The sequence below is a fragment of the Deinococcus soli (ex Cha et al. 2016) genome (assembly GCF_001007995.1).
In the GTDB taxonomy this organism is placed as follows: domain Bacteria; phylum Deinococcota; class Deinococci; order Deinococcales; family Deinococcaceae; genus Deinococcus; species Deinococcus soli.
In genome coordinates this window covers 347523-366458 of the sequence record NZ_CP011389.1, presented here as the reverse complement: position 1 = coordinate 366458, position 18936 = coordinate 347523, and the positions used below count along the sequence as shown (strand labels likewise).

The window sequence follows — 18936 nt, the reverse complement described above, 5'->3', positions numbered from 1 at the left end:
GGGTTTACTTCGCGGCGGCGTAGCGGCGCGCGACCTCGTCCCAGTTCACCACGTTCCAGAACGCCTTCAGGTAGTCCGGGCGCTTGTTCTGGTAGTTCAGATAGTACGCGTGCTCCCACACGTCCACACCTAGCAGCGGGGTGCCGCCGACGCCCGCGACGGCCTCACCCATCAGGGGGTTGTCCTGGTTGGCGGTGCTCACGACGGCCAGTTCACCGTTCTTCACGACCAGCCACGCCCAGCCGCTGCCGAACCGGGTCTTGGCGGCGTCCTCGAACTTCTCCTTGAACGCCTCGAAGGACCCGAACGCCGCGTTGATCGCGTCGGCCAGTTCGCCGCTGGGCTGACCGCTGGCCTGGGGGCCCATGACCTGCCAGAACAGGCTGTGGTTGGCGTGCCCGCCCGCGTTGTTGCGCAGCGCGGTCTTCTTGTCGGCGGGCACCTGATCGAGTTTCTGGATCAGGTCCTCGACCGGCAGGCTGGCGAACTCGGTGCCTTCGAGCGCCTTGTTCGCGTTGTCCACGTACGTCTGGTGGTGCTTGGTGTGGTGGATCTCCATGGTGCGCGCGTCGATGTGGGGCTCGAGGGCGTCGTAGGCGTAGGGCAGCGTGGGCAGTTCGTAGGCCATGGTGAAGCTCCTTTCAGGCCGGGCGGGACATCGCGGCGCCGCGCCGCGCCCCGTCACCGGAGTACCGGCACGTATCTTACGCGTGGCGCGCGATTTGTGAAGACCCGCCCCGACTTTAAGCGCCCTTCATCTGACCCACCCACGCGGACCGGGCAGGGGTGGCTGCGCGCGGCAGGACGGCAAAAAAACCGCCCGGCAGGCAACCGCGGCGGTGGCGTTCCGTCCCGAACTGCTCTAGCATGGGCGGCAATGCGTTCCCCGCTCCCCCGCGCCGTCCTGCACCGCCTGGAAACCGGAAGGCTGGTGGTGCTCAGCGTGCTGCTGGGCGCCCTGGTCGGCGGGCTGTGCATCGTGCTGCGCCTGACGCTGGACGCCCTGATCGCCTTCGCCGTCCGCCTGACCGACTACGCGCCCCCCGGCACGACCGGCGAGGGCGGCCTGATGATGGCGTTCGGCACCGCCGCCCACTGGGGCCTGATCACCCTGCCCCTGGCTGCCATCGCCTACGCCGCCCTGGTCCGCCCCGGTGAGGGCGACCCCCTGACGCAACTGGTGCGCGGCTACCACCAGCGCGGCCAGTGGGCGCCGGTCCCCACGCAGCTGCGCACCCTGGCAGGCAGTCTGGTGGCGCACTCGTCCGGGCTGCTGCTGGGCCGCGACGCGCCGTTCACCATGACCGGCATGCTCGGCGCGCGGCTTATGCAGCGCGTCACGCGGCTGGACAGTGTCGAGTTGCGAACCCTGACCCTCGCAGGCGCCGCCGCTGGACTGGGCGCGGTGCTGCACGCGCCGCTGGCCGCGGCCGTCCTGATCGCTGAGGTGCTGTACCGCCGCTTCGAATTTGAGTTCGAGGTCGTCATGCCCTGCCTGCTGGCCGCCGTGGCGGGCACCGCCGTGTACGGACTGGCGTTCGGCTTCACGCCCCTGCTGACCTTCCCCGACGTGCAGGTGCCGGCCGCCGCGCAGCTGCCCGCCTTCGCGCTCGTTGGGCTCGGCGCGACCCTGCTGGGCTGGCTGGCGCTCCTGAGCTGCTCCGCGCTGCCCGCCTCCGTCCTGCAAGGCTGGCGCCGCCTGGCGTTCGCGGGCGCCGTCGGACTGCTCACGGCGGTCGTCGCGCAGCGTCTCACCCCCAGCGTCCTCGGGGACGGCCTGGGCTGGCTGCAACTGGGCGCCGGAGGGTTCGTCGCGGACGGCGCCGAGCAGGCCGCGTGGCGCTGGGTGCTGCTCGCGCTGGGTCTGCACGTCGCGCTGGGCGGCGGCGTGCTGCCGTCGGTCGGGGTGGGGGGGCTGCTGGGCGTCGGGCTGGCGAACCTGCTCGGCGTGGACCCGGCCGTCGCGGCCATGGTGGGTGCCGCGGCGTTCCTGACCGTCACGCTGAATGTCCCCCTTGCCGCGACCCTGCTGGCGGTCACCTGGGGCGGCGAGGCGCTGCTGCCGGTCACCCTGGCCGCCTGCAGCGTCGCGCACCTGCTCAGCGGCACGCGCGGCCTGATCGAGAGTCAGGTGCGCGCCCGGCGCGACAGTGGCGTGCACGCTGCCACGCCCGCGTGGCTGCCCGACACCGTCCGCTACATCCCGCGCCGCCCGGTCGACGCGCCCGCCGTGCCCTACGACGCCGCCGCGCCCGCCGCGCCCCTGGACGCCGACGCCCTCCCGCCCCCATCGAGTGACCGGGAGCTGTACCGCCGCGTGGTGCCCGCCAGCTGGCGCGGCGCGCGCCTGGGTGTCGTCACCCTGCCGCCCGGGGTGGAGGTCGTGGGGATCGTGCGGGACGGCTCGGTGCGCCTGCCCCGCCCGGACCTGCGCCTGACTGCCACGGACGAACTGGTGTTCCTCGCCCGGCCTGACGCGTACACCGCCCTGGAAGGCGTGCTGCGCCTGCCCGGCGCCTGACAGCAGATCCCGGAGGTGTTGGGGGTCTCCCTCGGCCCCTCTGCACCGATCGGACGCGCAGAGCGGCGGAGCCGAGCGATCACCTGCGGTGAACAGCGGGGGGAAGTGGAGCCCTGGAACGTACTGTTGGCCCAGGGTGGCACTGAACAGTACGGTGAGGACCTCTCTGGGCCAGCACAGCAGCGGCGTGGTCCGGGAGGTCAGGACACTGTGAAGCCTGTCCTGAACCTGGCCATGACCGCCGCGCGCCAGAATACCCGCGTGTCCCTGACTGTCCCGCTGCGCGTGGCCGCGACCGCCGGGCTGGCCGCGCTGCTGTGCGCGTGCCTGCCCGCCCCGGTTGGCCCGGACCTCACCACACTGACCGTCGTGCCTGCTGCCACGTGGACGCCCGACGATCTTCGCCTGCACTCGCAACTGCCCGCCGGTCAGGTTCTGCCGCTGGCCGAGGCGCTGCGCCGCGCGCCGCTCGGCAGTCTGCTCGTCGCGTGCGAGGACGCCGCGGCCATGTGGGGCCCCTGCCGCCACCTGACCCGCAAGATCAGTGACGATCAGGTGGCTGAGGAGCCCGGCCTGTTCGGCAGTGGCGCGGCGCAGCTGCCGCTGGACAGCCTGCTGCGCCGCGACCTCGTGCTGGTCGTGGACGCCGGCGTTCGACCCGAGCACCTGGATGCCATCCGGCGCGAGATCGACCGGCTGGGTGCCGCTCCGTACCTCCTGAACGGGCAGCTGGACGCGTTCGACTGCGGCACGTACCAGAACGCCCTGCAACGCGCCGCCGGTCTGCCTGACGCCGTGCCGCGTGACCCGCGCTGGACCGCGTACCTGCCGTCCGGGGTGCTGTCGGTCCCGTCGAACACGTTCCTGTTTGCTGGTGCGTCCGCCCGGCTGCTGGACCGGCTCTCGGCGCGGTCGGCGGCCTCAACGCCCTGACCGCTCCGTCTACCGGGGGTGGCTGTGTGCTGGAGTTGGCCTGCCCGGTGGTCGGTGGCGGCAGGAATGCCTCTGGGTGAATATGGCCACCGAGGTCCGGAGGAGCAGTGGCGGCAGTGTCCTGCGGGGCGGTCGTCTGTCACAGGATTCTTTCCGCCCAGTGCAGGTCACGTTGAGCTGACGGGTGTGACCCCACCGAGCAGAGAACCTCACAGACACCTGAACATCAAAAGAATAGATAAGGGTCATGATTGCTGTTCTCACGGATTCCACCTGTGATCTGCACCCTGACAGTGCAGCTCAGCTGGGGATCAACATCATTCCGCTGCAGGTCAGTATGCAGCAGCGCACCTTCTCCGACTGGCAGGACATCGACCCGGACGCCGTGTACGACCACATGCGCGCCGGGGGCAGCGCCAGCACATCCCCCGTGAGCGTCGCCGCTTTTGAACAGCGCTACCGTGAACTGCTGAGCACGCATGACGCCGTGATCAGCCTGCACATCTCCGGCAAACTGTCGGAGACGGTACGGCACGCCCAGCAGGCGGCGCAGCAGCTGGGTGAGGCCGGCCGAATTCAGGTGGTCGACACGGAGGTCGCCTGCGGCCCCCTGGCCGAGCTGGCGCTCGTGGCGCGTGATCAGGTCACCGCCGGGCGGGAGCTGCATCAGGTGGCGCGCGCCGTGCTGGAGGCCCGCAACAGCATGTACGCCGAACTGTCGGTCGCGACGCTGGATTACCTGCGCCGCAGCGGCCGTGTCAGCCGCGCGCAGGCGTTCCTGGGCGGCATGCTGGGCGTGCGTCCGGTCCTGACCTTCGAGCGTGGCGAACTGAAAGCCACCCGCCGCGCCAAGGTGGATCAGGCGGCGGGCGACATGCTGGGCAGCCTCAAGGAACGCTTCGGGGACACCCCGCTCAGCGTCACGATCATGCATGCCGGGCGCGATACGGCGCGCATCAACGCCCTGCGGACGGCCATGGTGGGCAGCGGTCTGAACGTGCAGCGCGGCCGGGTGCAGCTGATGGGCCCCGTGATCGGCGCGCACGTCGGGCCCGGCACGTACGGGTTCAACGCCATTCCGATCGGCTGATTCCATCACACACGGCGGCCACTCCGGGAACATGGAGTGGCCGCCGTGCCTGTTGCTCTCGTGCCTGGACGGCTGCGCCCCGTGGCTGCGGGCGCGGCCGGTCAGGCGGGGTGCAGGCCCGCGAACTCCAGACCGGTCGTCTCTGGCCAGTCCAGGGCGATGTTCAGGCTCTGGATGGCGTGTCCGGCGGTGCCCTTGACGAGGTTGTCGATGGCGGACATCAGGACCACGCGCCCGGTGTCCTGGTCCATCTCGAAGCCGATGTCGCAGTAGTTCGTGCCGTCGAGCAGCATGGGGTCCGGGTAGCGGTGGATGCCCTTGGCGACCTTCACGATCCGGATGAACGGTTCGGCGCCGTACACCTCGCGGTAGGCGCTCCAGACGTCGCGGTCGCTGTACCCGTCGGGAATCCAGGCGTGCGCGGTGGTCAGGATGCCGCGCACGCGCGGGGTGCTGATCGCGGTCAGGTGCAGGGGGAAGTGGCCGGGCAACTCCTGCTGCGCCTCGGCGGTGTGGCGGTGCCCGACGGGCTTGTACACGCGCAGGCTCCCGGCGCGTTCCGGATGGTGAGAGGAGTCGCTGGCGCTGGCTCCGGCAGCGCTGCTGCCGACCAGGCCGGTGGCGATGATGTCCTTGGGCAGCAGCACGCCCAGTTTCAACAGGGGGTACAGCGCCAGGATGACGCTGGTGGCGAAGCACCCGGCGCAGGCGATGCGGGTGGCGCCGCGCAGCTCCTCGCGGTGCAGTTCCGGGTTGCCGTACACCCACTCGCCCAGCTTCTCAGGGGTGGGGTGGTCCTCGCCGTAGGTGGCGCGGTAGATCTCGGGGTCCTTCAGGCGGAAGTCGGCCGAGAGGTCCACGATGATCTTCCCTCTGGCCTCGTACTCGGCGATCTTCTTCGCGGCGCTGCCGTGCGGCAGGGCGAGCACGATGATGTCGGCCTCGTCCAGGTCGGCCGCTTTGCGGAATTTCAGGTTGGTGCGGCCGCGCAGGTTGGGGTGCACCATGCTGACGGGCGTGCCCGCGTTGCGTTCGCTGGTGACCTGCGTGACGTGCAGGTGGGGGTGGTTCAGGGCGAGGCGCAGGAATTCCCCGCCGGCGTAGCCGCTGCCGCCCACAATGGCGACGGTCTTCTGGTCGTGCATACTCATCGCCGGGCAGCATACCCCGCCCCACCAATGCCTGTCGAGTGATACGTCTGAATCCTCTGAATGTGGCAAATGAAAGGTGGCGGCGGGATCGCTCCACGCCGCCACCTCCACAGGACCGGGTTACGCCTTGGCGGCCTGTCCCCCGGCCTTGCGGCGTTCGCGCCACTCCTCGAAGTACACCACCAGCGGCGCCACGATGTAGATGCTGGAGTACGTCCCGATCAGGATGCCCACCAGCAGCACCAGACTGAAGTCCCGCAGCACCGGCCCGCCGAAGATCAGCAGGCTCAGCAGCGGCAGCATCGTGCTGATTGACGTCATGATCGTGCGCGACAGCGTCTGGTTGATCGCGAGGTTCACGATCTCGCGGTACGACTTGCCGCGCAGCTCCTTGATGTTCTCGCGGATGCGGTCGGACACGATGATCGAGTCGTTCAGCGAGTAGCCGATCAGGGTCAGCAGCGCCGCCACGGTCGCCACCGTGAACTCCAGGTTCAGCAGCGCGAACAGACCCATGGCGATCATCACGTCGTGGATCGCCGCCAGAATCGAGCCGACCCCCATGATGAAGTCGAAGCGGAAGCCCACGTACACCAGGATCAGGCCCAGACCCAGCAGCACCGCGTAGATGGTCTTCTGCGTCAGTTCCTTCCCGACCGCCGGGCCGACCGTCTCGGTGGCCTGCACGGTGCCCTGCGGCAGCTTCTGCACGGCAGCCTGCACAGCGACCCGTTCTTCCTGCGTCAGTTCAGGCACCTTGATGGTGTACGACGCGCCGCTCTGCCCGGTCACCACGTTGCGCAGGATCACGGTGCTCTGCCCGTTCGCCTTCTCCACACCCGCGCCCGTCACGGCCGCGCGCACCTGCTCGGTGGTCGTCTCGGCGCTGGTCTTCGCGGTGATCGTCGTCCCCGAGGAGAAGTCCACGCCGTAGTTCAGGCCCTTCGTGAGCAGCGTCACGCCGCCCGCGAGGGCCAGCAGCACGCTGAGGGTCGTGATGATCCGCGCCGGGCGGATGAAGTCGATGTGCGTCTCCTTGATCCACTGCGGCGCACTCATGTTGGGTCTGCGCTGCGCGAGCCACTGGATGAACCACTTCGCGAACACGAGGTTCGAGAACGTCGAGGCGACCACACCGATGATCAGCGTCACCGCGAAGCCCTTCACGGCGCCCGTCGAGTAGTTGTACAGCGCCAGCGCGGACAGCAGGTGCGAGGCGTTCACGTCCAGAATTGCCGCGGTCGAGTGGTCATACCCGGCGCGGATGGAGTTCTTGATGCCCTTGCCCTTGAACAGCTCCTCCTTGATGCGCTCGAAGGAGATCACGTTGCCGTCCACCGCCGCGCCGATCGTCAGGACCAGACCCGCGATGCCCGGCAGGGTCAGCGTCGCGCCGAACCCCGCCAGCATCCCCAGGATCACCACGCTGGAGAACAGCAGACCCAGGGCGCCCACCAGCCCGAACCAGAAGCCGTAGTACCCGAACAGCATCACGAACACCAGCCCGATCCCGACCAGCGAGGCAACCGCGCCGCTGCGGATCGCGTCCGCGCCCAGGCTCGGCCCGATGGCCTGCTCGGCCTCGGTCTTGATCTTGATGGGCAGCGCGCCCGACTTGAGCACCAGCGCCAGCTGGTTCGCTTCCTGCGCGTCGAAGTTCCCCGTGATCTGCACGTCACGGTTCAGGCGACTCTGGATCGTCGCCACGCTCTGAATCTGGTCGTCCAGCACCACGGCCATCAGCTTGCCGATGTTCTTCCCGGTGAACTCCCCGAACTTCGCGGAGCCCGCGTCGGTGTTCTGGAAGGTCACGATCCAGCGCCCGGACTGCGGATCGGTCGCCGCCTGCGCGTTCTGGATGACCTCACCGGTCGCCTCGACCGGACCCAGCTGCGCCAGCGTGTACCCGCCCGTCTGCGGCTTCTGCTGCGCCAGCGCCTGATCCGGCTGCGCGTTCGCCTGCACGATCCGAAACTCCAGGCGGGCCGTCTGCTTGATGATCTCGCGCGCGCGGTCCTGCACGGCGGGCGTCGCGCCCGGGATCTCCACGACCACGCGCTTGCCCCCGGCGACCGTCACGGTCGGCTCGGCCACGCCCAGCGCATTGATGCGGTTCTCGATGACCGTCTTCACGCGGTCCAGTTCGTCTTTCGTGGCCGTGCCCGACTCGGGCGCCAGCTCGATCCGCAGGCCACCCTTGAGGTCCAGGCCCAGCGTCATGAACTGGAACTTGTCGTTCCACAGGCTCCAGACGTTGTCCTTGTGCTCCCAGGGCCGCCAGATGTACGCCACGGACGCCAGCAGCGTCAGCAGCAGCAGCAGCCCCGTCCAGAGGTTCGGTTTACTTGCGGTCGGCGCGCTGCGCGGGGCAGGGCGGCCGGATTTCTTGCCTTTGTTTCCGTACGTCATTCACAACTCCAGTTCAATGCAGAGATTCAGGGTCAGCGGTCGGACGCGGACACTCAGCCCCCGTCCGACTGCCGCCGCCCCAGCACACTCAGGACCGGCCGGACGCCCGGCTCGGCCCACTCCGGCAGCGCCAGCGCGACGCGCGCCTGCTTGGGCGGCAGCGCCACCGGCCGGGGGGCGTCGCCCGCCAGCAGCGGCACGGGTGGCCCGGGCGGCGGCGCGGGCCGCAGCTCCGGCAGGGCCGGGGCGACATTTCCTGCCGCCCAGCGGCCCGGCTCCGGCGCGGTCCACGGCTGCCCCAGCACCACGGCCAGCAGCGGCAGCAGCGGGAACAGGCCCGGCAGGCTCAGCAGCGCACGCTGCCACGCCAGTCGGAAGGAACGCGGGAATCTCAAGGCGACCCAGCATAGCAGAAGCGCCCAATCCCCATTAGCCGCCCCTTAACACCGCCGCCGCACACTGCCCCCGTGGCCGACGTCCGGACGTCCCCACAGTCCCTTCCAAACCTTCAGTCCAGGAGTGTGCCCCCATGAAAACCCGACTTCCCCTGATCGCCTTCGCCGCACTGCCCCTGACCGTCGGCGCCGTACTCGCCCAGCAGAGCGCCGCCCCCAGCACCAGTGCAACCACCGCGCAGGCCCCGCAGCGCGTGCAGCCCGCCCAGCCCGGCCAGCGCACCGGGCAGAATCAGGCGCAGCAGGTCCAGCCACAGCCCGGCGAGCGCCCCCAGCGCAGCGGCACCAACTACGCCGACACGTTCATCACCAACCTCGCCAGGCAGCTCGGCACCACGCCCGAGAAACTCAAGGCCACCGCCGTCAAGGCCGGCTCGGCGACCATCGACGCCGCCGTGAAGGCCGGGGACATCCCCGCCGACCGCGCCGCCGACATGAAGCAGCGCCTCACCGAGAACCCCTTCGCCTTCGGCGGACGCGGCCCCGGCGGCCCAGGACGCGGCGGGCACGGTCCCCACGACGGCCCCATGGGCCCCGGCGGCCCGCGCGGCCAGGACAACCAGGGTCCGCAGGGCGACGGCACCGACCAGGGCAGCGCGGCCCAGGAGGGCACCACCAGCGGCACCTGATCCATACCCGACCCCCCAGCCCCCCGTCCCCGTGGCGGGGGGTGGTCGTTGCGCCCGGTGCATGGAAAAGCCGGAACCCCACGCGGAGGTTCCGGCCCTGGCGGTGAAGTTTAGTTCTGCTCGACTTCGACCATCTCGCTGGCTTCGATGATGTCGCCTTCCATCACGTCGTTCCAGTCCACGTTGATGCCGCACTCGTAGCCGGTCTGCACTTCGCGGACGTCGTCCTTGAAGCGCTTGAGGCCCACGATGGTGCCCTCGTACACGACCTGCTTGCCGCGCGTGACTTTCGCCTTGGCGTTGCGCTTCAGGCTGCCGTCGGTGACGTACGACCCGGCGATGTTGCCGCTCTTGGGGTGACGGATGACCATGCGGACCTCGGCGCGGCCCAGGTACCGCTCCTCGAACACGGGTTCGAGGTTCCCCTTGATCAGGCGGTCGACCTCGTCGATGAGTTCGTAGATGATCCGGAAGGACTTGATGTCCACGCCCTTGGTGTCCGCGACCTTCTTCACGCCGCCGGACGCGGTGACGCTGAAGCACAGGATGGTCGCCTCGGCCGTGGAGGCCAGCAGCACGTCACCCTCGGTGGGCGCGCCGATCCCGGCGAGCATCACGTTGATCTTGACGTCGTCCTTTTCCTTGCGGGCCAGGATGCCCTGGATGGCTTCCACGCTGCCCTGCGTGTCGGCGCGCAGGATCAGGTTCACGGTGCGGACGGTGCCCAGCGGCCCGAGCAGATCCTCGAGGCTGCGCTGGCCCTTGCGGCGGTCGCGGGCGTCTTCCTCGTCGCGGCGGACGTCGGCGCGGCCGGCGACGACTTCACGGGCGGCGTGCTCGTTCTTGGCGCTGATGACCTTCTCGCCGCTGCTGGGGACCTCGCTGAAGCCCAAGATCTGCACCGGGGTGCTGGGGCCCGCTTCCTTGATGCGCGCGCCGTTGCTGTCGGTCATGGCCTTGATCTTGCCGTAGTTCTCGCCCACGACCAGGAAGTCGCTGACGTGCAGCGTGCCTTCCTGCACCATGACGGTCGCCAGGACGCCCGCCTGCTTGTCGACCTTGCCCTCGATGACCACGCCGCTGAACTCTCCCTTCGGGTCGGCGCGCAGGTCCTCGATCTCGGCGGTCAGGCTGATGTACTCCAGCAGGTCCTCGACGCCCTCGCCGGTCTTGGCGGACACGGGCACGACGACCAGGTCACCGCCGTACTCTTCGGGCACGAGGTTCAGCTGGGTCAGGTCGGTCTTGACGCGTTCAGGGTCGGCCTGGGGCAGGTCGACCTTGTTGATCGCGACGATCATGGGCACCTTGGCGGCCTGCGCGTGCGCGATGGCCTCGCGGGTCTGCGGCATGAGGCTGTCGTCGGCGGCGATCACGATGATCGCGATGTCGGCGACGTTCGCGCCGCGCGCGCGGATGGTCGTGAAGGCCTCGTGGCCGGGCGTGTCGATGAACACGATCTTGCCCTTGCTGGTCTTCGCCTCGAACGCGCCGACGTGCTGGGTGATGCCCCCGGCTTCCTTGGCGGCGACTTTCGTCTTGCGGATGTAATCCAGCAGGCTGGTCTTGCCGTGGTCGACGTGACCCATGATGGTCACGACCGGCGCGCGGTGCGGAATTTCCTTCTCGGTGCTCACGGGTGCCTCGGTCTGGTCGGCCACCGGGGCGGCGCCGGTCTGGGCCGCCGCTTCGGTCGCCTGGGGAGCGGTCTGGACGGTGGTCTGGGCGGGCGCCTCGGTGGGCGCGGCCGCAGGGGTCGTGTCGGCGTCGGCCTGGGCGGGTGCGCCGCCCTCGGCCTCGGCGGCCAGGATGTCCTTGATCAGTTCGACGGTGTCTTCCTCGATGGTGCTGCTGACGCTCTTGTAGGACACGCCGAGCCCGTCGAGAATTTCCAGCATCTTCGCGTTTTCGACGCCAAGGTCCTTGGCGAGGGTATAAATACGAACTTTCGACATGCTCACCTCCGGTGAGACCCGCGCCTGCTCTTACGCGCGGGGTAAATCAGTGGATCGGTTCAGGAGCGTCTGCGAGACGGCCGGAGCCTGCGCTCCGAACGCGCGGCGCAGTCGCTTCTCCGCCCAGCACGCGGGACTGTCGGCGCAGATGTACGCGCCCCGGCCCGTGCGCGGCCCCTCCTGCACCCGCCAGCGGCCGTCCGCGTCGCGGCTCAGGCGAAGGAACTCGCCCTGCGCGCGGCGGCGGCGGCAGGCCACGCACGTCCGCTCGGGTACGTGCCCGGTCTTCGGCGTGGGAGTGGGGGAGGGGGCGGCGGTCAAGGGTTACTCCTGCTCGTCGTCCGGGCTGGCGGTCGCGACTGACTTGCTGTCCTTGAACAGCGCGTCGAACGCCGACTGGGCGCTGCCCGGGTCGCGGCCGTCCTGCTCGTCCTGCATGGCCTGCTGCATCGCGGCGTCCAGGTCGCTGATCGCGGCGGTTTCCCGCAGGTCGATCTTGAAACCGGTCAGTTTCGCCGCCAGGCGCACGTTCTGCCCGCCCTTGCCGATCGCCAGGGACAGCTGATCGGGCGTGACGGTCACGGTCGCCTCGCGGCGGTCGGGCTGCGCCTCAATCAGGCCCACCTTGGCGGGCGAGAGGGCGTTGCGGATGAAGTCGCGGGTGTTCGCGTCCCAGAGGATCACGTCCACGCGCTCGCGGCCCAGTTCGCCGGTGACGGCCTGGATGCGGTTGCCGCGGTGCCCGATGCACGCGCCGATCGGGTCGACGTTGCTGTTGTGGGAGAACACGGCGACCTTGCTGCGCTGACCGGCTTCACGGGCGATGGCCTTGACCTCCACGATGCCGTTGGCGACTTCGGGAATCTCCTGCTTCAGGAGGTAATCCAGGAGGCGCTCGTCGGCGCGGCTGGCGAGGATCGTGGGGCCCTTGGGGGTCTTGCGGACTTCCTTGAGGTAGATCTTCACGCGGTTGCCCGGCGTGAGCTTCTCGCCGGGAATCTGCTCGCGGGGCGGCAGGATCGCCTCGCCCGCGCCGAGTTCCACGAACCAGTTGCCCTTGTTGTCGCTGCGCACCACCTGCGCGGTGAGCACCTGGCCCTCGCGGTCCTTGTACTCGTTGAAGACCACGTTGCGTTCCGTTTCGCGCATCTTCTGCGTCAGGGTCTGCTTGGCGGCCTGCAGGGCGATGCGGCTGAACTTCTCACGGTCGACGGGGAACTCCATCTCCATGCCGACTTCCACGCCGGGGTCGAGTTCCAGCGCGTCGGCCAGGGAGATCTGCAGGTGCTCGTCCTCGACCTTCTCGACGACCTCACGCACGATGAGCACTTCCAGCTCGCCGCTCTGCGGGTCGAGGTGCACCTCGATGCGCTTCTCGGGTTCCACGTTGCGGGTGTACGCCTGGGCGAGGGACTGCTCGAACGCCTCGATCAGCTGCATCTCGTTGATGTTGCGGGCCTGCGCCACTTCACGCAGCGCGTCGGCAAAGTTGAATTCCGGCTGGGTCATCTCACGCTTCCTTCTGGGTGCGTCACCGGCACCCACGAATCGATTCTTGGGGGGTTACCGGTGACGGTCGGGGAACTCGGCGAGGTTCGCCTGGAACGTTCCGGCGGTCAGGGTGACCGGCTCGCCGTTCACGGTGAACGTCACGCGGTCGCCGTCCACGCCGGTCAGGGGCGCGGTGAACGAGTGCCCGTCGCCACGCACGCGGACCTTCAGGCCCAGCATGCGCTCGAAGTGCCGCGCGCGCAGCAGGGGGCGCTTCCCGCCCGGGGATTCGAACTCCAGACGGTACTCCCCAGCAATCGGGTCGACCCGGTCGAATTCGGCTTCCGCCGCGCGGCTGGCGCGCGCCAGATCGTCCACCGTGACCGGCTGCTCGTCGAGGCGGTCGATGCGCACCAGCACGATCGGCTGGCCGCCCATGTTCTGCACCTGCACTTCCAGAACCTCGAACCCCAGGGGCTCCAGGGCGCCACTGGCGAGTTGCATCAAATTGTTGTCGTTGTTATTCATATTGTAGCGGCTGACCAGCAGCCTGAAACCACCCCCTCCACGAAAAAAGGTGAGCGAACCGCCCACCCCCATTCGAGGAATTACCCCCCCAGTATACCCCACTGGCGCGAGAGCGCACGCCAGCTGTCACAAACGCCGCGCGCACCGGCAGTCCAGTCGGGCTGCCCCACTTGCGCGGACCGGCCCTGATCGCCTAGCATGTCAGGCCGCGTGGGCGGTTAGCTCAGCGGTAGAGCTCTCGCCTTACAAGCGATAGGTCGGGGGTTCAAATCCCTCACCGCCCACCACGCAAAAACGCCTCCTTTTCAGGGGGCGTTACCCCTTTTTTACCCCTACGTGCTTTTTGAACCGGCCCCTGGCTTCCCGATCTGGGCCGCTTGAAGGGCCGCGCGTTTCTTCAGGTTCTCCTGCGCGTGGGTGTAGATCTCGAGCGTCATGCGGGGGTCGCTGTGGCCCATCAGGTCCCCGACGGTTTTCGGGTCGAAGCCGCTGCCGATCAGGTGGGTGGCGAAGGTGTGGCGCAGATCGTGAATGCGGAGATGGGGGAGACCGCAGCGGCTGAGGAGGGTCAGGAACTCCCGGCGGACGTTGCCTTGCCGGAGGGGCTGGCCGTCATGGGTGCAGAAGATCAGGGCGGTGCGGACGCCCGCTTCCTGCTGTTGACGCTGGATGCTCTGCAGGAGGGCGATGTGGTCCTCGCTGAGGTAGAGGGTGCGGGCACTGCTTTTCGTTTTGGGTTTCGTGACGCGGGGGGCGCCCTTGGCGTCGGTGCTGATCGCCCGGCGGACTTGCAACTCTCCGGCGTCGAGGTTCACGTCCTGCCACTGGAGGCCCAGGATCTCGCCGTGGCGCAGGCCGAGTGTCACGGCGAAGAAGATCAGCGGGTACCACCGGCCGGTGCCTTTCTGGGCTTCTTCGAGGAGCGTGGCGACCTCGTCAGCCGTGATGACCTGGGCGACTTTGGGTTTCTCCATGCGGGGCAGGTCGGCGGCCACGCCGGGGTGACTGATGATCAGGTCGTGCTTGACGGCCTGTTTGAGGGTCATGTTGATGAACGTGCGGACGTGCATGACGACGCTGCGGCTCTTCTCGGTCGCGAGGTGGCGGTACAGGTCTTCGAGGTGCGCGACGCGGATCTTCTGGAGTTGGACCTGGCCGGTGGGGTGGGCGCGGGTGTACTTGATCCAGTGCTGGTCGATTTCGCTGGTGCGGGCGCTGACGTGGCCGACGCGCTGGGTGGCGACGCGGGCCATGTAGTCCGCCAGGGTGATGTCGGTCTGCCCGGTGAGGGGCGCGTGGGTGTTGAGGGCCGTCTTGAGCTTGTCGGCCGCTTCGGCGCGGGTGCGGCCGTACACGGACTTGCGGACCTGCTTGCCGTTGGCGTCCCGGCCGAGGGTGTAGCGGGCCTCCCAGGTGCCGTCGGGGCGTTTGCGGAGGCTGCCTTCACCATTGTGGCGGGCGCGTTTGCGGGTGGGGGAGGCGGGCATGGGTACAACCCAGTATGGGGTGTGGGCGAAGAGGGTTTCCGGCGCCAGTCCGAGACGGGCGGCCTATACGAAGGGTGCGGTGCGGCTGCCGCTCATGGCCTACCCGTTGGGCCAGAGGGAGATCGCCATCAGGATCACGAGGAAGATCACCATGATGACCTGCCACCAGGGGGGACGGAACCGGGGTGTGCGGTGGGGTGATTCGGGCATGCCTGGAGTGTAGGGAACGCGCGTGTCCTGAGCGCGCGTATTTGGGGGTGAGATGACGAACTGGTGCCAGAACAAATTAGTGGTGACTGGCGCGGATGACGCGCTGGGGGCGTGGCGTGCCGCACAACGGGGCGCGGCCCCGGGGTACGACCGGGACCCGGTGGCCGTCCAGTCGCTGAGTTTCGCCGCGCAGGTGCCCGTCCCGCCCGAGGTGGTGGCCCGGGGCTACAACGCAGGTGGTCTGGGGGACCTGGGGCGGGTGGTGAGCCTGCAGTCGGGTGGCGTGGACCCCCTGCCGGGCGTACCGCTGGATGGGGCGGCGTGGCAGACGATGCACTGGGGGTCCAGTCGGGACGCGGAGGACGTGGAAGTCGTGGCTGAGCCGGGCGTGTTGACGGTGACGTTCTCGTCGGCCTGGTCGGCGCCGGTGCCGTGGCTGGAGACGATGGGAGCGCTGTGGCCGGACCTGACGTTCGAGTTGTGGTGCATCGAGCCGGGCAATGACTTGTTCGTGCACGCGCGGGTGGAAGGGGGGCAGGTGGTGGTGATGGACGAGCGCGCCCCGACGCCCGAGGAGTTGCTCGCGTGGGGCTATGACGTGGATGAGGTGTGACGGTCGCCCCCTCACTGGCGGCATCGTCCGCCGGTCCCCACACTGAACTGGCGAGTGGACGGGCCAACATCATCGACTGTTCCTGGACGTTGAGACCCGCACCCACATCGAGGACATGTGGTGCGACGTGTCCACGGCGTGCCCCGTATGCTGCTGGGCATGTCCTCCACGCTGCTCAGTGACCAGCCCGGGTTCACGCCCATGATCGCCCGTCTGCTGGGGATGATGGCGTACACGCGCGAGACGACGTTGGAGGCCGTGCAGGGCTTCACCGTGGAGGAACTTGACCTGATCCCCGATGGGCATGCCAACAGTGCGGGGATGCTGCTGGCGCACATGGCGGCAGTGGAACGCATCTACCAGCTCATCAGCGATGACCACCCGGATCCGGACGGTGCGCTGGAAGCGCACTACTGGCCCGGTCTGAATCTTGGGGAGCAGGGCCGCGCGGAGATCCGGGGGCGTCCCCTGCGGCACTATTTGGAGGAGTTGGCCCTCGTGCGGGCTGGGACGCTTGAGTTGCTGGGGGCGCGGGATGACGCGTGGTTGGATGAACCGCTGCCTTTCTGGGGCGGCACGGGTAACCGGCACTTCATGTGGTTCCACGTTTTCGAGGATGAGATCAACCACCGGGGGCAAATAGGGATCTTGCGGCGGCACATGCCGGGCTTTCAGGGCCTGGGTTTGATGGGTGCATGGCTGGAACCACTGCAGGGGGGGCGGGGGGTGCGTTGCCGCACGGTGCACCCCGGCAGCCCAGCGGAAGAGGCGGGTCTGGAGTCCGGGGATGTGATCGTGGCTGTGGATGGGGTGGACGTCCGGGACGCTTACTTCCACGAGTTGCGGTTGAGCGCTGCGCCTGGTGTGCGGAGCACTTTTACTGTGCAGCGCGGTGCTGAGACGGCTGATCTGACGGTGACGCGGGCGGCGCGGCCTACTTGAGGCGGCGGGCGGCCAGACACGTCTTCGCGGCGTGGCGTGTTCAGCGTGGGCTATGGCGCCGTTGAAGGTGGCCTGTTCCTTAGGCGCTCTCGCTGAAGGTGAGGCGTAGGTCAGGGGGATTGGCGCTTGAAATCAATGGTGCCGGGAATGTTGGCGCCTGGGTAGGAGGCGGTGTAGCGGCCACTGAAGTGGTTTCGCCTCGTCTGTGCATGCTTCCGGCTCAGAATTGGCAGCGGCTGGCCTGGATGGGCCACTGGAGGCTGAGACCAGTCCGGTGTTTGAGGCGTTCGGCTTCATCGCGGAAGCCAAAGCTGTTGCCGTCTGCCCAGCCGACCGTGACGCCCTCCAGGGTCTTCTCGTGCCAGCCGCCGTCTTCCCAGCGGTCGAGGGTGTTCAGGAGGGCGAGTTGTGTGGGGGTGGCCTGGACGTTGCAGCCGTGCAGGTAGGCGCGGGCGACTTCGGTGAGTGCCTGTTTCTGGGCGGGCGTGGCGGTGGGCGTGGTCACCCAGGCCATCAGGGTGTTGATGACTGAGAGACTCGGGTCGTCACTGTGGTTGCCGGTGATGAGGTACACCTGGATGCGCTGCCCGTTGACCTTGAGGGTAATGGTCTCGGTGAAGGGCTGCGTGCCGAGGTGGCCACTGGTGACGGTGAGGACGCCGGGGACCCAGTGGAGGGGTTGCTGGCGACTGATGGGTTCGAGGCCGCCGGCGGCGGCAGTGGTGGTCAGGGCGAGGAGCGCTGGGAGGAGCGGGCGGGTCACCTCTGGAGTGTAGGGAAGACCTCGTACTGAACGTGCCTCAGGTGCATGGTTCTCGCGCAGAATTTTCCCCTTGTTTTGCTCCACCGCGTTCAGAACGGCATTTCTTGCGAAGGGTCAGGTGATGAGATGTGGAGGATAAGACTCGCCTGCGCAACGATGCACAGATCCGGGTGCAGTACTGCCAGGAGGCCATCAACCAGTGGAAAAGCGACTACGCTTCAAGTAATAAGTGTGTATGGTACTGATTGCTCTTCTCGGCCTTCTGCTCATCGCGGGCTCCATCCTGTACTGGAAGCGCCGACCTCAAGATCCAGCGCCCTCAGCACCTGACACTTCGCCAGAAATGGCGTCCTGAACGCAGTGAGGCATGAACAAGGGCGGTATCTGGGTCTGTGACGAGCCCCGATACTGCCCGCTTCCATGCTGACACGTTGGCCACTTACCTGCACACTCGCTGGCCACACCGCCGTACGGACGCGCTCCGTCGTCTTGCCGAAGTGCTCCTGGCCGTGCTCCAGGCCGAGTCCACACTCCACCGCAAGATCGCGCTTCATCTGCCCAGAGCAGCCACGCTGGAATCAAAAACCCGGACGGTGGCCCGCGTGTTTCACGACGCTCAGCTCACGCCGCAGGACGTCTGTGACGTCTTGCTTCCCTTGCTGCCCGACGGCAAGCTCACCCTGATCATGGACCGCACCACGTGGCATTACGGTCAGACGCCGCTGAACATCCTCGTCTTGGGCGTTCTGCTTGGGGGCGCGGTGATTCCCCTCGTCTGGTCGATCCTGCCGCATCAAGGCAACAGCTGCACTGCTGCCCGGATCCTCCTGGTTGCCCGGCTCCTCAAGGTGATGCCAGCTCGCCGCTGGGCCGTGTTGATCGCAGACCGGGAGTTCGTGGGGCGCGAGTGGTGCTCGTTCCTGCGCTGGAAACGCATCCGGCACTGTATCCGCATCCGGGAGAACACCAGAATCGAGGATGAACTGGTGCGAGACCTGTTCACGACGCTGCAACTGGGACAGGTGCGCACCCTGTTCGAGCGGACGTGGGTCTATGGGGGCTGGATGCACGTGGTCATCACCCTATCCCCCGCAGGGGACAGGGTGATCGTGGCCTCAGATTTGCCCGTGCTGGACGTATTACGGACCTATCGGCTCAGGTGGGCGATTGAATCGGCGTTTTCCGTGATGAAAGCTCGCGGGCTGAATCTGGAGGCCACGCACATGACGGCTCCAGAGCGCATCTCTCGGCTCTTTGGCCTGTTGTGTATCGCGCTGGCCTGGATGACGCGGATCGGCGCGCAGCGGACAGAGACCTGCACCCCTCGGCAGGACAAGCGTGGGCGAGCGGTCGTGAGCGTGACGCGGATCGGGTGGCAGATCCTGAGTCAAGCGGCACGGTGGGGCGGCGAGGTCTTCTGTGACTGTCTGCGGCTCCTCGGAATGCCGTTCCCAACCGCCAGCACGTCAGTTTCCCGAAGTGTCAGGTGCTGAGTCCAGCGCCAATGTATCTCGGTCTGTTCTTCCTCGGCGGCCTGATGCTGCAGCCAGATCACAGTGGGTATGATCGGTCCTTGGGTGGCATGATGGTTAGTGCCCAGGTGCTGCTCTACGTGTACCTCTCCCGCCGGTCGAAGACCCGCTCTTAACGAATATTCTTCAGACAGCCAAACCCTCTTGAGGCGGACTGGTGGGCCCGCGTTGACTTTTTTTTAGCCAGCGCGGGCGTAGTGGATGTGGATATCGCTGCTCTTGCTCGG

General features: G+C 67.9%; 17 protein-coding genes and 1 tRNA gene. 8 read left to right on the top strand and 10 right to left on the bottom strand.

Annotation, left to right across the window (positions count from 1 at the left end):
• Positions 1 to 4: 4 nt before the first annotated feature.
• Positions 5 to 628: a superoxide dismutase [Mn] gene (gene sodA, locus SY84_RS01795; RefSeq protein WP_046842563.1), complete on the bottom strand. Its 624-nt coding sequence runs from the start codon at positions 626 to 628 to the stop codon at positions 5 to 7.
• A 249-nt stretch (positions 629 to 877) separates the two neighbouring features.
• Between sodA and SY84_RS01790 the strand changes: the two genes are divergently transcribed.
• The 3 genes from SY84_RS01790 to SY84_RS01780 all read left to right on the top strand — a co-directional run bounded on the left by SY84_RS01790 (position 878) and on the right by SY84_RS01780 (position 4544).
• Positions 878 to 2521, top strand: a complete 1644-nt coding sequence (locus SY84_RS01790) for a chloride channel protein (protein WP_046842562.1) — start codon at positions 878 to 880, stop codon at positions 2519 to 2521.
• 210 nt (positions 2522 to 2731) lie between these two features.
• A complete protein-coding gene (locus tag SY84_RS01785) occupies positions 2732 to 3454 on the top strand; it encodes a hypothetical protein (RefSeq protein ID WP_046842561.1) in 723 nt (240 codons plus the stop codon).
• Between the two features lie 247 nt (positions 3455 to 3701).
• Entirely contained in the window at positions 3702 to 4544 is an 843-nt protein-coding gene (locus SY84_RS01780) for a DegV family protein (protein WP_046842560.1), read from the top strand.
• Between the two features lie 101 nt (positions 4545 to 4645).
• Here the strand turns inward: SY84_RS01780 and argC are convergent, their stop codons facing one another.
• The 3 genes from argC to SY84_RS01765 all read right to left on the bottom strand — a co-directional run bounded on the left by argC (position 4646) and on the right by SY84_RS01765 (position 8499).
• Positions 4646 to 5689 carry an N-acetyl-gamma-glutamyl-phosphate reductase gene (argC, locus tag SY84_RS01775; RefSeq protein WP_419177421.1) on the bottom strand — a complete coding sequence of 348 codons (1044 nt, stop codon included), beginning with the start codon at positions 5687 to 5689 and terminating at the stop codon, positions 4646 to 4648.
• 126 nt (positions 5690 to 5815) lie between these two features.
• Positions 5816 to 8104 (bottom strand): protein translocase subunit SecD, encoded by a 2289-nt coding sequence (secD, locus tag SY84_RS01770; RefSeq protein ID WP_046842559.1) that lies wholly within the window; start codon positions 8102 to 8104, stop codon positions 5816 to 5818.
• Positions 8105 to 8157: 53 nt separating this feature from the next.
• Positions 8158 to 8499, bottom strand: coding sequence for a hypothetical protein (locus SY84_RS01765; RefSeq protein ID WP_046842558.1), 342 nt, complete (start codon positions 8497 to 8499; stop codon positions 8158 to 8160).
• Between the two features lie 134 nt (positions 8500 to 8633).
• Between SY84_RS01765 and SY84_RS01760 the strand changes: the two genes are divergently transcribed.
• Positions 8634 to 9188 (top strand): hypothetical protein, encoded by a 555-nt coding sequence (locus tag SY84_RS01760; protein ID WP_052751004.1) that lies wholly within the window; start codon positions 8634 to 8636, stop codon positions 9186 to 9188.
• Between the two features lie 110 nt (positions 9189 to 9298).
• Here the strand turns inward: SY84_RS01760 and infB are convergent, their stop codons facing one another.
• Genes infB through rimP form a run of 4 tightly spaced genes read right to left on the bottom strand, consistent with a single transcriptional unit; the run spans position 9299 to position 13162 of the window.
• Positions 9299 to 11143, bottom strand: coding sequence for a translation initiation factor IF-2 (infB, locus tag SY84_RS01755; RefSeq protein ID WP_046844851.1), 1845 nt, complete (start codon positions 11141 to 11143; stop codon positions 9299 to 9301).
• Positions 11144 to 11173: 30 nt separating this feature from the next.
• Complete coding sequence (locus tag SY84_RS01750) at positions 11174 to 11464, bottom strand: YlxR family protein (RefSeq protein WP_046842557.1); 291 nt, start codon at positions 11462 to 11464, stop codon at positions 11174 to 11176.
• A gap of 3 nt (positions 11465 to 11467) precedes the next feature.
• Entirely contained in the window at positions 11468 to 12652 is a 1185-nt protein-coding gene (gene nusA, locus SY84_RS01745; protein WP_046842556.1) for a transcription termination factor NusA, read from the bottom strand.
• 54 nt (positions 12653 to 12706) lie between these two features.
• Positions 12707 to 13162, bottom strand: coding sequence for a ribosome maturation factor RimP (rimP, locus tag SY84_RS01740; RefSeq protein ID WP_046842555.1), 456 nt, complete (start codon positions 13160 to 13162; stop codon positions 12707 to 12709).
• A 212-nt stretch (positions 13163 to 13374) separates the two neighbouring features.
• Between rimP and SY84_RS01735 the strand changes: the two genes are divergently transcribed.
• Positions 13375 to 13449: transfer RNA gene (locus SY84_RS01735), tRNA-Val, on the top strand.
• A gap of 45 nt (positions 13450 to 13494) precedes the next feature.
• On the opposite strand, the gene SY84_RS01730 is transcribed toward SY84_RS01735, so the two are convergent.
• Complete coding sequence (locus tag SY84_RS01730; protein ID WP_046842554.1) at positions 13495 to 14649, bottom strand: tyrosine-type recombinase/integrase; 1155 nt, start codon at positions 14647 to 14649, stop codon at positions 13495 to 13497.
• Positions 14650 to 14941: 292 nt separating this feature from the next.
• Between SY84_RS01730 and SY84_RS01725 the strand changes: the two genes are divergently transcribed.
• Positions 14942 to 15472, top strand: coding sequence for a hypothetical protein (locus SY84_RS01725; RefSeq protein ID WP_157882859.1), 531 nt, complete (start codon positions 14942 to 14944; stop codon positions 15470 to 15472).
• A 159-nt stretch (positions 15473 to 15631) separates the two neighbouring features.
• Positions 15632 to 16414: a DinB family protein gene (locus SY84_RS15710; RefSeq protein WP_052751003.1), complete on the top strand. Its 783-nt coding sequence runs from the start codon at positions 15632 to 15634 to the stop codon at positions 16412 to 16414.
• A 220-nt stretch (positions 16415 to 16634) separates the two neighbouring features.
• On the opposite strand, the gene SY84_RS01715 is transcribed toward SY84_RS15710, so the two are convergent.
• Positions 16635 to 17177, bottom strand: coding sequence for a hypothetical protein (locus tag SY84_RS01715; protein WP_046842552.1), 543 nt, complete (start codon positions 17175 to 17177; stop codon positions 16635 to 16637).
• A 497-nt stretch (positions 17178 to 17674) separates the two neighbouring features.
• Here SY84_RS01715 and SY84_RS01710 point away from each other — a divergent pair, with 497 nt between their 5' ends.
• Complete coding sequence (locus SY84_RS01710; RefSeq protein WP_081424480.1) at positions 17675 to 18670, top strand: IS4 family transposase; 996 nt, start codon at positions 17675 to 17677, stop codon at positions 18668 to 18670.
• The last annotated feature ends 266 nt before the right edge of the window (positions 18671 to 18936 follow it).